At 34.2% G+C, this 12646-nt stretch carries 11 protein-coding genes; 7 read left to right on the forward strand and 4 right to left on the reverse strand.

What is annotated here, in order from left to right; all coding sequences use genetic code 11:
• Positions 1 to 13 precede the first annotated feature (13 nt).
• Positions 14 to 1021, forward strand: coding sequence for a hypothetical protein (locus tag EXU85_RS30150; RefSeq protein ID WP_142775637.1), 1008 nt, complete (start codon positions 14 to 16; stop codon positions 1019 to 1021).
• A gap of 52 nt (positions 1022 to 1073) precedes the next feature.
• Complete coding sequence (locus EXU85_RS30155; protein WP_142775638.1) at positions 1074 to 1406, forward strand: hypothetical protein; 333 nt, start codon at positions 1074 to 1076, stop codon at positions 1404 to 1406.
• 5 nt (positions 1407 to 1411) lie between these two features.
• Here EXU85_RS30155 and EXU85_RS30160 read toward each other — a convergent pair whose 3' ends face one another.
• From EXU85_RS30160 to EXU85_RS30170, 3 genes are all read right to left on the reverse strand, one after another.
• Positions 1412 to 1654, reverse strand: a complete 243-nt coding sequence (locus EXU85_RS30160) for a hypothetical protein (RefSeq protein ID WP_142775639.1) — start codon at positions 1652 to 1654, stop codon at positions 1412 to 1414.
• Positions 1655 to 1656: 2 nt separating this feature from the next.
• Entirely contained in the window at positions 1657 to 1926 is a 270-nt protein-coding gene (locus EXU85_RS30165) for a helix-turn-helix domain-containing protein (protein WP_142775640.1), read from the reverse strand.
• Positions 1927 to 2056: 130 nt separating this feature from the next.
• Complete coding sequence (locus tag EXU85_RS30170) at positions 2057 to 3271, reverse strand: site-specific integrase (RefSeq protein ID WP_142775641.1); 1215 nt, start codon at positions 3269 to 3271, stop codon at positions 2057 to 2059.
• 983 nt (positions 3272 to 4254) lie between these two features.
• Here EXU85_RS30170 and EXU85_RS30175 point away from each other — a divergent pair.
• Genes EXU85_RS30175 through EXU85_RS30195 form a run of 5 tightly spaced genes read left to right on the forward strand, consistent with a single transcriptional unit; the run spans position 4255 to position 11390 of the window.
• Positions 4255 to 6150: an HAD hydrolase family protein gene (locus EXU85_RS30175; RefSeq protein WP_142775642.1), complete on the forward strand. Its 1896-nt coding sequence runs from the start codon at positions 4255 to 4257 to the stop codon at positions 6148 to 6150.
• Positions 6147 to 7262 (forward strand): hypothetical protein, encoded by a 1116-nt coding sequence (locus EXU85_RS30180; RefSeq protein WP_142775643.1) that lies wholly within the window; start codon positions 6147 to 6149, stop codon positions 7260 to 7262. Before EXU85_RS30175 ends, EXU85_RS30180 begins: the two co-directional genes overlap by 4 nt.
• Positions 7259 to 9205, forward strand: a complete 1947-nt coding sequence (locus EXU85_RS30185; protein WP_142775644.1) for a hypothetical protein — start codon at positions 7259 to 7261, stop codon at positions 9203 to 9205. Before EXU85_RS30180 ends, EXU85_RS30185 begins: the two co-directional genes overlap by 4 nt.
• A gap of 3 nt (positions 9206 to 9208) precedes the next feature.
• Positions 9209 to 10351, forward strand: a complete 1143-nt coding sequence (locus EXU85_RS30190) for a hypothetical protein (protein WP_142775645.1) — start codon at positions 9209 to 9211, stop codon at positions 10349 to 10351.
• The gene (locus EXU85_RS30195) at positions 10332 to 11390 is read left to right on the forward strand and encodes a PfkB family carbohydrate kinase (protein ID WP_142775646.1); all 1059 of its coding nucleotides are present in this window, start codon (positions 10332 to 10334) and stop codon (positions 11388 to 11390) included. The genes EXU85_RS30190 and EXU85_RS30195 overlap by 20 nt, the downstream gene beginning before the upstream one ends.
• A 425-nt stretch (positions 11391 to 11815) precedes the next feature.
• Here the strand turns inward: EXU85_RS30195 and EXU85_RS30200 are convergent, their stop codons facing one another.
• Entirely contained in the window at positions 11816 to 12418 is a 603-nt protein-coding gene (locus EXU85_RS30200; protein ID WP_142776883.1) for a recombinase family protein, read from the reverse strand.
• Positions 12419 to 12646 lie beyond the last annotated feature (228 nt).

Raw genomic sequence — 12646 nt, forward strand, 5'->3', positions numbered from 1 at the left:
CATATTCATATGTATGAAGAAAATCCAAGAAGCCGTAAATGAAATTGCACAAGAGCTATATAATCATGCTCTGTTAATGGTGACAGAGGAAAATAAAAATCTCAAAACCTCTGGAAGGCAACTAACATTTAATATAAGCCTTGCAACCACAGTAAATGCTAGAGTCCAACCCTTGGCTATTGGGCCGCAACTACTAGGCTATGAAATATATATAAATCGTGGTTTGATTTTTAATACTTATATACTTACTGCCATATTATTATCAAACTCTAATGTGATGCCTGATTTGGGTGAAAATAATTATGAATTTGCTGGGGGCAAATCAAACATTACTAATATAATATGGGGAGATAATCTTGAATCACAGATAGATAAGCTCTCAGATGAAGGTTGCAAATTATATTCGTTAACACATAAACGATTTAATGTTTTAAAGATAATCGTTTATAGCGCATTTTTATTTACTTATTTTCATGAAGTTGGCCATGCAAGACGTTCCCATGTAGATTGGTACTATTCTCTTTATTTAAAAGCTCTTGAGGAAAATAGAAATACCGATTATTTAAAACCATTATCTTCTCAAGCTCTTGAACTTTCTGCTGACGCATATGCGTGTTTAGAGATAGCAAGAATTTTAAGTATTTCACCCAATCAGGCCCAAACCGCTCGATTTTTTGGTTTCGGTATTGCTTTATTATTTGAAATGTTTGACACAGTTTTTTCTCCACAAAAAAACTATTCAGATACTGCCCACCCTCATCCTGGCTTACGATACATATACATTTGTTCTGGATTTGCATCTCGAGCAAAAAAATATGGAATATATATTTCTGATGAAGTACAAACGGCTTTCGAGAAGGCATTTAGAGAAGCTTCCATAGCCTGTTCAACAATTAAATCTGAAGTAACGGTAATTAGAATGTTAGGGCTAGACCTTTTTGATATAAATTCAAAACTGAATGAGATCTTAGATGAGTTAGACCGAATAACAGTTCATCATATGCCGCGATGGTCTTGGTAGATGATTATTTCCTATTTTAATTTACTTGTATAACGACAAAATTCTGGCTCATATGACTATTTATACTTCAAGAAAGGAGGCATTAGAATTTGAAAAATTTTTAAACTCTGAACAAATACAATTAATTCAGAAGCCAGTACTGAATTTAGACACAAGTTCAGTACTAGAATATCTTACAGTTGGAGGAGGTATTACAGCTATAGCAAAATGCATATTACAATATTTGCAGTTACATTATCAAAAAAGGAAAGTTACTATAAAATTAAAAGATACATTAGAAATTGATGTTGAAGCAAGTTCAATAAAAGAACTTGAAAAACTACTAGAAGCAGCTGACACAATAACAATTACTAAGTTACAAAATGAATCCAAAAATGACCTATAATATTATTATCGTTTTCTTCTAATGTTCTGCTTTTGCCGTTCGCGAATGGCCTTCATTTCAGCAACAAGCTTTTCATGCTCGTACTGGGTTTTCCCATGTACCATAGCTCTGCTGTAATCGTTGGGAGCGTTATCACTTTGGGACTTCACAATTTTGTCTAATAGCTCCGGCTCATGTTTGGCCAGTTGATAACCATGATTATAACCTTTTAGGAACTCTGGGGATGGCTCTTCTTCGTCCTCTATCATGGCTAAAAAGTTTCTTTAGTGTGGCGAGATAAATAGTCGTTGATGGAATCGCTATCGTACAGGATAATTTTCCTCTCAGGCTGCGCAAACCGGATACTGCCTTCATCACGCAGCTTCTGCAACGTTGTTTTGCTCTGAATGCGCAACTTCTTCATGGCCTCACTGCCTGAAATCCATTTGTCATCCTTAGCCACTTGCTGTTGCTGAACCCGTTTAAGAACCTTGTCGATCAAGGCGTAAAAAGCGTCATCGTGTAGACAGATAACTTCCATTGTTCTTTTTGACCAAAATAGAGAGTCTACCGATAAAAGCTATACGAACCGTCTAAATACTGACTTTTATTCATACCCGTTTTATTTAACGGACTAATAGTCAACTAGCTGCTTGCTTCATTTATTCGACTCATCCTAAAATCCGTTCATTGTAATTGTCCAGGATATTGACCGGCAGCCCTTTCAGATAAATTTCGGTAGTTTTTACGCTGGAATGGCCAAGCATCGTGCTGATCGCTGTCAGCGGAATATCATGTAGCATTGCCTGGGTCGCAAATGAATGTCGGCTCACATAGCTTGTCAGGTTTGAGTCAATACCGCATAGCGAGGCTAGTAGCTTCAGTTTTTTATTGTACCGTTTTCTGGCCCATTGAATGTCCTTTTCACGTAGGGTTGGCGAGTCCCGTTTCAGGATCGGAAAGACGAACTTGGAATCGGGGGTTTGTTGCATGTAGTAAACCAGTATGCTTTCAAGCTGTGGGGTAATCTTGATATCGTACAGCTTGCCCGTTTTTCTCCGGCGATACCGCACACGTCCATTCTCTACAGCACTTTTTTCCAGATAAGCCATATCCGCAAAGTTCATCCCGTACATCATGTAGCTGGCAACGAAATAATTCCGCGTATTGAAGCACAGATGGGCGACCGGAATGTCCAGTTGAATAATCGTTTTAAGAAACTCTCCGTCCAAAGCCCGTTTTTCAGTAGGAGCAGTCTTTATTTTATAGTCATCGAATGGATACAATTCTTTATCGGCTACCCCAGACTTAATGGCTTTGTTGTAGATGGCCCTGATTGTCCGCATATAGACGGCCAAGCCATTGGCACCATTCCCCTTGCTTTTATGATTGGTCTCGAATCTGGCGAGGAAATCATATGTAATCTCTTTGAACAATAAATCCTTACCCTTGCGGTATTCTTTCAAAACACTGATTAAGCCCTTATACGATCTGGCCGTACCAACCCGATGCGCTTTAATCAGTTCATCCACGCATTGACTGGCGAATTGCAGAAACGAATCCTTGGCTTCTTTCTGAGTGATCCGGTCTTTTAAGGACGTGATCGACAAGGTTTGAAGGGTGCCTAATTCATGAAGTTTGAGAATAATGTCCATCGCATCGGTCTTCTCCTTCTCAATCTGATTATTCAATCGGGTCACGGAACTGACGCCCTTGTAGCTTTTTTTAATAGCTCGTTTTTTCTCATCCCAATCCGCTACAGCAACACTTATTCCAATGGGGATAGAGGTTGTTTGCGCATTATGGCCCAGCCGCATAATGACCGGATAGGTGCCGTCCTTTTTGGCACGGCGTGTATCTAAGGAAATCACGACGTTTGTGTTCATGATTTAAAGATACAAAAAATTTGCACAAGATTTGCACAAGAAATCCGTATTTAAGCGGTTTATTGTGAAATTACATATTCTGCAAATATCTTATAGTCAGGATATTATAAACCATATTGAACCATATTAAACCAATAATCCGCTGACTGTTAATCAGAGGGTCGCTGGTTCGAGCCCAGCTTCGGGAGCCTGATAATCAAGCACTTACATACTTTTTGTAAGTGCTTTTTTTATTTTCCTACCCACTGACTCGCCCAGATTGGATATAAATGGTTAATATAAAAGTATTAAGTGCTTAGCTGTGTATTTTTATATTAGGCTAGTCAAGGTCATCACTTAGATAGAACTACTTATGTTCAAGAGCGCACAGGAAACCAATAAAGCCATCACAGTTTAGCTAAAAGAGTAAGTTGATTTACTTGAAAGTAGCAGCTACCTTTCTTGAGCAAAAGGGTATGACCCAGAAGGATCTGTCAGTTGCCCTCCAAAATCAGAATCAGAAATTTGTAAATGGGACAGTGGCACACATAACTTAGAATTAAAGACAATCATTCGGATTGATGAAGCTCTGGGTGAAAATATTTCAACAGTACCAAAACTAAAGTCATAGTTTGACAACTTTCACCAATCAAAAATTTATATTAACATATAAATACTCTTTTGTATGGTAATATATTATTTATAAGGAACCATTTATGGGTTGTAACATGCACAACAAAGGCAAAACCTGAAAACGGTTAAGATAAAAATATTGTTGGTGGTAATATCAAGAAGAAACCTAAAGTAGTGTACCTCTCTGAGATAAATTATAATTATTGGTACAAACCCCTATTAAAACTGTATATTACAGGCAAAAGCTTGTGTTGCTACATAAAACAAGTAAATTCCAAAACGTAAAATTGAATATTTTTGCAAGGGTCAGCTGTATCTATTGCGACAATTTTCTATAATTATTGCTATAAGACATATAAGCTTAAATTGAGATGGGAAAACCATTTAAAAAAGAATTAACAAAGATTAATTCAACAATAGAATGGGCACTTATACAAGAGTCAAATATCTTGCAGTCATTAATAAATGACCCTAATAGAAAACCCTTATATATAGTTGGCTCTGGTGGATCTTTAAGCGCATGCTTTTATTTGGAAACTATTTACCAAAAGCTTGGTGGTTTTGCGAAAGCGATAACACCACTTGAATTATATTCTTTGAAAGAATCAATTAAAGGATCAAATATCATATTCATTAGCGCAAGCGGAAAAAATAACGATATATTATTTTCATTCGAACTTTCAATACAAAGAAATCCTAATCAGATATTAACCATAAGTATGAGTGAAGATTCACCGTTGTCAAGACTGGCAAATTCTTACTCTATTAGTAAATCTATAAACTTCCCTATACCATCAAAAAAAGATGGTTTTTTAGCAACAAATTCCTTGCTCGCCTATTTTATAATACTATGTAAATCAATCAACAAAGATTCATCTCTAATCGAAATTCAACATATCAACTATGAATATTATAAAAGAGATTTAAATAATTTTATGCCTAAAATTAAAGAAAACTTCACATTATTTGTTCTATACGGTGGGTGGGGTAAATCTGTAGCTTATGATATAGAATCAAAATTTACTGAAGCTGCTTTAGGTAATGTAATATTATCAGATTATAGAAATTTTGGACATGGTAGGCACCATTGGTTTGCAAAAAAAGGGAATAACTCAGCAATCATTTCATTGATTACACCTGAAGAAGAACTATTACAATTAAAAACTATTAATTTATTACCTCCAGAAATACCAACATTAGAAATAAAAAGCAATAATACAGACGCTTCTTCTACTATAGAATTATTAGTGAAATCTTTTTTACTAGCAGATGCTTTCGGCGATTTGCAGAATATAGATCCAGGACGACCAGGAGTTCCAGACTTTGGAAGTAAACTATACCATTTAAAATACGCTAAAATATATAATACCCCTATCTCTGATGAACAAACTGCAATATTAAAGAAGAACAATAAATCAGATATTTCACAGTTCGATATTAGTGAATTAAAATTTTGGAAAGAAAAATATGTAAACTTTAAAAATAAAATTAATTCAATTCAATTTTATAGTATAGTATTTGATTACGATGGGACACTGTGTTCAGAAACTGAAAAGAAAATAGGGCCCTGTCAAGAAATAATAAAATACCTGATAAACTTCCTTGAAAATGGTATAATAATAGGTATAGCCAGTGGTAGAGGTAAATCTGTAAAAATAGATTTAAGAAGAGCTATTCCTGAAAAATATTGGAATAATGTAATAATAGGATATTATAATGGTTCTGAATTAGGTCTTTTAGGTGATAATAATACGCCAAACGTACAATTAGAAATTAATGAAGATTTGCAAAAAGTTTTCGACAGATTAGAGATTATAGAAATTATTAGTAAGAATACAAAGATGACTTTACGACCATACCAACTTACAATAGAGTTAAATGATACAAAAGATACAGTATATGTAAAAAACTTTATACAAAACTTTGTATTGCCGTACGATAATCTACTTTTTTTAATATCAAGCCACTCAATAGATATTGTGGTTAAAGGAAAGTCTTCTAAAGTAAGGGTGGTTGATAAGTGTAACGAGATAAGTTTAGAACGCAATGGAATAAATAATTGCTTAACTATAGGCGACAAAGGTGTTTGGCCAGGAAACGATTATGCATTATTAGGATTGCCTTATTCACTAAGCGTAGATGAAGTATCTCCTGATCCAGATACATGCTGGAATTTATGTCAAATTGGTTTAAAAAACATTCCAGCAACAATAAATTATTTAAACAAAATTTCTTTCAAAAAAAACCATTTTATGATAAAATTATGAAACTAGAGATAGTTCAAGGTCTTTTGCATAAAGTGGCATCGGGTATGTTCAGCGATGACGAATTGGCAGATAATGGTATTTTCTTCCAGACAATGGCCAAATTTAAGTATGATGGATACAAACAGTATGCACCTGGGATGCGTTTTCTTGAACGATTTGCATTGTGGTTACAACAATTTGATGACATCAATGATAGAAAAATAGCGTTTAATTTTGTTAAAAATAAATTAATTTACATATCAGGTCCTGAAATGGATCTTTTAGTTTCGTCTTCCTACCCAGATGTAGTAAAACCTATATTAGGCAGATCTGTCGCTGAAAAACTAGGAATACCAGAATATAAAATTAACAAAATATATGATAATATTCACTTCAAATCATTGTTACGTCAGTCTTTATTCTGTGGTTTAAGTGATGGTGCAAGAACAGAAATTTTCAGAAGAGCAAATAATAACTTTTTATCGCATGAGCAAATATATCAGACATATGAATTATCTGACAAGAGGGCAACAAAAATGAAAGAAGAATTAACTTCTGATCAGATAAATATACTAGGTAGAGTGCCTAGTAATGAAGAAAGTAAATTTAAATTTCTATTCTTATTAGACGACTTTTCTGCAAGTGGCACTTCATATCTAAAATATAATACATTAACGAATACTTTTAAAGGCAAAATTAACGCTTTATATGAAAATATATATAATAGAAATAATTTGAGTGATGTATTTGATTTGAATAACTTAGAGGTACACATTATCTTGTATTTATGTACTGAACAAGCGAAAGAAAATATTGAAGCAAATTTAGAACTGCTTGCTAATAATTTTTCTTTATCAAAAAAACCTTCGCTTCATGTATCTTGTCTTATTCCAGATTCATATAGAATAACTGATGAAGATATAAAATACTTATGCAACAAAGATACTTATTATGATGCTTCTGCGCTAGAGGATAAACATACAGGCACTGTTAAAATGGGATATAGTGATTGTGCATTGCCAATTGTTCTATATCATAACTGCCCAAATAATTCAGTATCAATCTTATGGGCGTATGAAAATGCAGAATTTCAAGGTTTATTTCCAAGAGTACCAAGACACAAAGAAATATGATTACTGAAATCAATCCTTTTTTTACAAGAGCTTCAGAATACATTGAACTTGATGATAAGTTTTTAAACCTATTTAGCCCAGAGATCCTGAGCATATTTAAAAATGAAAGTAATATATGGCGAAATGTAAATATCTTCAGAAGCGCACCAGGTGGTGGTAAAACCACTTTGCTAAGAATGTTTACACCCAAAGTTTTAAAAAAATTAAAAGAGACAAGTAGACATGATGATCATAATAGAGAGATATTCAATGAGCTAAAAAATCTTCAAGTTTATGACATAGATGGATCTATCCAAATAGTAGGTTCAATTGTTCAATTTAACAATGAGTACGTCTCTATACAATTTTTAAATATAAATGAGTATCAAAAAATAAAAGTGTTTGTCGCTTTAGTGAATGTGAGAATAATAATATCAATACTTCAAGCTATCTTCTCTTTAAAAGAATTTAAATCAAGCGACGAATTTTCAAGGATTACTTTCGATTTTAGCAATAGTCAGTTGTTACCAACTGGGTTAAGAAATATTACTAGTGGGCTTAATATATATAATTGGGCATGCGATTTAGAAGAGAGTATTTGTAACAAAATTGATAGTGTCTACACTGATACAGTTCTTTCAATTGAAGGAGGTGATAGTTTTTATTCATTAGATATTTTTAACTCTGATAACATTCTAATTGATAATCAAAGAATGAATGAGAAAATACTTGTCATGTTAGATGATGTACATAATCTTTCTTCTTTTCAAAGAAATCATCTAATAAATTCTATAATAGCTCGCAGACCAAGGGTCAATACTTGGGTTTCTGAAAGGTTGAAAGCGCTCACAATGGATGAATTGTTTTCGGAAGGTAATACTGAAGGTAGAGATATGACAACTATTCATTTAGAAAAATTTTGGTCTAAAAAATATGTTGCTTTTGAAAAATTTGTCAAATCTGTTGCTAATAGAAGAGTAGCAGCCGTTTTGGATGTACCCCGAGAATTTGCTAGTTATTTACGAGAAGATTTTACAGAAGACGATACCCGTAAAATAAAGGCTGCAATACCGATTGTTAAAGAAAGAGTCATAAAAAATTATGGTTCAACTAAGAAGTATGAAGCATGGATTAGTGACGTAAAACTTAAAGATGACGATTTTTTTGCTGAATTAGTAAATTGGAGAAGTCTTGAAATACTATGCTTCAGAGATAATAATAAATCACAAAAAATGTTAAACTTTGGTGAAGATTTTCTTGAAGTAGAAAAGTTAAAGGATCAGCAAGGCTCAGACGTAAATACTGCTGCTCAACTTTTTTTAAATAAAGAATTTGATATACCGTTTTATTTTGGAATTTCGAAGATAAGTAAATTATCTTCATTTAATATAGAGCAATTTCTTTCATTATCTGGTGAGTTATTCGAGGATATAAGATATAATGATATTAAAAGGATTGTAAATCCTAACCACAGTTTGGAAATTTCATCATCTAGACAAGAGAAAATACTAAAAAATCTAATAAACAACAAAAAGTGGAAAGAATTAACTAACAAAGTGCCCAATTTTTCTAAAATTGAAATATTTCTTAATGCAATTGGTAGCTTTTGTCAACAAGAAACCTATACGCCAAATGCATGGAATTCTCCAGGATTAAATGCAGTTGCAATTCTTATGCGTGATAGAGATATTTTAAAGGGAGAAGCCCTTATGGATAAAAGTAATATATATCATAATTTAGCAAAGTGTATTTCAGATTGTATATCATACAACTTAATAGACTTTGAACTAAATTATAAGAATAAGGACAAAACTTTAATGATCCTTTATTTGAATAAAATGTATTGCTCTAAATATAATTTACCATTGAACAGGGGCAAGTTCAAAGAAAAAAGACTTAATGAACTATTAAACTGGTATAATAATGGTTTCAAAATATCTGCTCAAAAAAGAATAGTTTTATAGATTATGAAATGGGAAAACTATTTTTTAAGATCTGGGCTCGCCTTTAGTGAATTCTGGGAAAAATACTTGAGTGACAAATCTCGTGAAGTTCTCTTTGTTATGGGTATAGGATTTGATCCCAGAACAACTGTTGGCATAAAGTCGATATTTTCCTCTAATAGTAATGCTCTAAAATCTGTTTTCGGACTTAGGTATTTCCGTAGAACTGACGAAATTGAATCGTCTAATCATCCCCTTATTGATAAACATTTAAAAGATATTTCTACTTTTTTAGAACCAGTTGGTTTAACTCTTACAGAAAAGCCAATTATTTTAAGATCAGATGAGGGTAAAAGTATAGCATCTATCAATGCTACTAAACTTTTAACGATTGAAGACATCAAAGGTTTTTCTGATGTTGTTTTAGATATTAGCGCAATACCCAGAGGGATTTTTCTACCATTGCTTAATAAGCTATTAGTTTTAGTGAATGATTGGAATAAATCTGCTCATATTGATAATTTGATAAATTTACACGTAATTGTTACTGAAAATTCACAATTAGATTCAAATATTCATGACCAAGGAGAAGCTGAAGATGCTATCTTTATTCATGGATTAGCTATTGCTGATACTGCTAAAAGACGAGATGATAAAGAGGTCTGGTTTGCGTTGCTGGGTGAGGGTCAAACTAAACAATATGAGAAGGTAAGAAAAGATCTTGATCCCGCAGAGGTGTGTCCTATATTACCTTTTCCTTCCCAAGATCTAAAAAGAGCTGATAAGTTAATGATTGAACATCAACGATTCTTAGTTAATGATTTGAGTTTTGACCCAAAAAATGTTATATACGCCCATGAAGAAAATCCCTTTCAAGTTTATCGCTTTTTAAAGAACGCAATTGAAAGATTTGAGGTATCTTTGCGCCTTTTAGGTGGTTGTAAAATAATAGTGTCTGCATTTTCAAGCAAACTATTTACTGTTGGTGCATTTTTAGCAGTCTTTGAATCCAAAGCTGAGGGTAAAAATATAGGAATTAAGCATGTTGAATCTTTGAATCAAGAACTTGATTTGGAAGTAAAGAATAGCTTAGACGCAATATTGTCTAATAATAATCTTGTTGAAATTTGGTTAGCCGGCGAACCTTATGCGGAAACTACCATTTGACAATACTGTTCAGCCTATTTGTGTAGGTTCTGGACTCGTTGCCCTTGACGTTGTTATCAGTAATGATCCAGCAACATCTGCCCAGTTTTTTGCTGGAGGGTCATGTGGTAATGTACTATGTATCTTATCATATTTTGGATGGTCTTCTTATCCTGTAGCAAGATTGTCAAATAATGTTGCCACTCAAATTCTAATTGAGGACTTTCTCAAATGGAATATCAAGACCGATGCAATCTCTGTAACTTCGGATGGTAGCACTCCAATAATTATTCAAAGAATAATTAAAAATAAAAAGGGAAAGTTAAAGCATAGGTTTGAGTTTAGAAACCCAGAAAATGGTGAATATCTTCCTTCTTTCAAGCCTGTTCTTGCTAAATCTGTCTCTACTATTGTTGCTTCTATAGAATCTTGTGATGTATACTTCTTTGATAGAATAAGTCGTTCATCAATCGATCTTGCATTAGAATATAAAAGACAAGGTTCTCTAGTTTTCTTCGAACCATCTAATTTTAAAGATTTTAATGAGTTTAATAAATGTTTGGAATTTTCGGATATTGTTAAGTTTTCTAATGATAGGATAAGTGATTATGATGTGCATTACCCTTATTGCGTTGCGCCACTCGAAATACAAACTTTAGGAGATAAGGGACTTCAGTTCAGGCTTAAAGGTGATAAGATTTGGTCACATGTACCTGGTTACAATATCGAGACATTAGTTGATGCTGCTGGTGCTGGTGATTGGTGCACTGCAGGTATAATCATGTATCTAAGGTCATTGAATATTAAAAACTTGCTTAATATAACCCCTTCTGAAATTTTTGAAGCAGCGAGATTTGGGCAATTATTAAGTGCTTTTAATTGCGGTTATGAGGGTGCAAGGGGATTAATGTATAATTATAGTAAGAATGTTTTTATCGCCCATTTAAACGAAATTATAAATACTTTCTCTGGTTTGCTAGTTATCAAGAATTCTACTGAAGTACGGTATCGTCAATCAAAAGATAATATAAACATTTCCTCTTTAACTGAACCAATTTAATTATAGCCTTTTAGAATGTTTTCTGTATAGTAAAATATAAATTTTGATTTAAGTGTACCAACTGAGTGGTGGAACTTTGCAATGGGTTTGACCAAACTTTAGGTGATAAATAGCGGGTCGAATCGTCTAACCAATAGCATAGGCAAGGTTATAATAGAAGGACCACATTATAATGAGTAGAGTAACTGGATGTATAGTTGAAGTAACATGTAGGCAGTAACTGTGGCTTTTGGCTTAATTTCACATATAATGGGCGCTTATGTTACAAATGGGCGGATTTACACAACTAATAATCATCAAATCAATTATTATTAAATCATAATTTAGTTACACATACATTGCTGATTAGATAATCCAACTTTATAATTTGCAATACCCCTTATACAATTAAACAGACTGTCAATTTATGGGTAGTAGTTTGTAGTTTACAATATGTCTAGTTTCTTCTTAATCCATTCATGCAGCGTACTTTCTGAGCAGCCGTAGCGCCTGGCAATAAACTTCTTGGTCGACCCATTAGCCAGCAGGGCCCGAATCTCGACCGCTTTCTCATCCAGCTTGGATTTACCGGGGCCTTCAGGGCGGCCAATCCGTTTGCCACTGGCAACGGCCTTACGCTGGCCCGCTTTGGTGCGTTCGGAGGTTAGCCGTAATTCAAACTGGCCCGTGGCGGCAAGTACCGAAAATATAAGATCCGAAACGGGCGAGCCGTCCAGAACAATGTTTTCCCGGATTAAATGCAGTACAGCTTTCTTGTGGCGGATCACATCAGCCATCTGGTGGATCTCGGAGGTTGAGCGGCCCAGGCGGTACATTTCCGGCTCGATGAGAATATCGCCCTCCTGAAGCAAGTCTAGAATCTGGGCCACCTTGCGGGATCGCCAGTTAACTTTTCCGGAAATTTTCTCCTGCTGAAATTCGACGGGACCGATCCCGAGTTTATTGGCATACTCCAGCACGAGCAAACGGTCTTTATCCAGATCCTGCTCTTCGGTACTGACCCGCAGATACGAGTAGGTTGTAGGCATAAGGGGTGAATTTTCGGGTGAAAACTAGCCGATTCGGACTAAGTCTAAAGATAGGGGTTTTTCCGGAGTTTTTTGACTGGAAAAAGGGTACAAATAGTATTGCCGAATCACTCGGGTGAAAACGTTCGTTTTTCCCGAGTCATTCCTAGTTTATACATTCGGTTTTGCTACAAAGCTGAATCTTTAAAAGGTGGTTTAGGGAAGGTCTGAACGGTTTAGTTATAAGAC

Source organism: Spirosoma sp. KCTC 42546, from assembly GCF_006965485.1.
Taxonomy (GTDB): Bacteria; Bacteroidota; Bacteroidia; order Cytophagales; family Spirosomataceae; genus Spirosoma.

Coding starts and splice junctions, on each gene's coding strand:
- EXU85_RS30150 (WP_142775637.1), top strand. CDS start 14: ATGAAGAAAATCCAAGAAGCCGTAAATGAAATTGCACAAGAGCTATAT.
- EXU85_RS30155 (WP_142775638.1), top strand. CDS start 1,074: ATGACTATTTATACTTCAAGAAAGGAGGCATTAGAATTTGAAAAATTT.
- EXU85_RS30195 (WP_142775646.1), top strand. CDS start 10,332: ATGCGGAAACTACCATTTGACAATACTGTTCAGCCTATTTGTGTAGGT.
- EXU85_RS30165 (WP_142775640.1), bottom strand. CDS start 1,926: ATGGAAGTTATCTGTCTACACGATGACGCTTTTTACGCCTTGATCGAC.
- EXU85_RS30160 (WP_142775639.1), bottom strand. CDS start 1,654: ATGATAGAGGACGAAGAAGAGCCATCCCCAGAGTTCCTAAAAGGTTAT.
- EXU85_RS30185 (WP_142775644.1), top strand. CDS start 7,259: ATGATTACTGAAATCAATCCTTTTTTTACAAGAGCTTCAGAATACATT.
- EXU85_RS30180 (WP_142775643.1), top strand. CDS start 6,147: ATGAAACTAGAGATAGTTCAAGGTCTTTTGCATAAAGTGGCATCGGGT.
- EXU85_RS30170 (WP_142775641.1), bottom strand. CDS start 3,271: ATGAACACAAACGTCGTGATTTCCTTAGATACACGCCGTGCCAAAAAG.
- EXU85_RS30190 (WP_142775645.1), top strand. CDS start 9,209: ATGAAATGGGAAAACTATTTTTTAAGATCTGGGCTCGCCTTTAGTGAA.
- EXU85_RS30175 (WP_142775642.1), top strand. CDS start 4,255: ATGGGAAAACCATTTAAAAAAGAATTAACAAAGATTAATTCAACAATA.
- EXU85_RS30200 (WP_142776883.1), bottom strand. CDS start 12,418: ATGCCTACAACCTACTCGTATCTGCGGGTCAGTACCGAAGAGCAGGAT.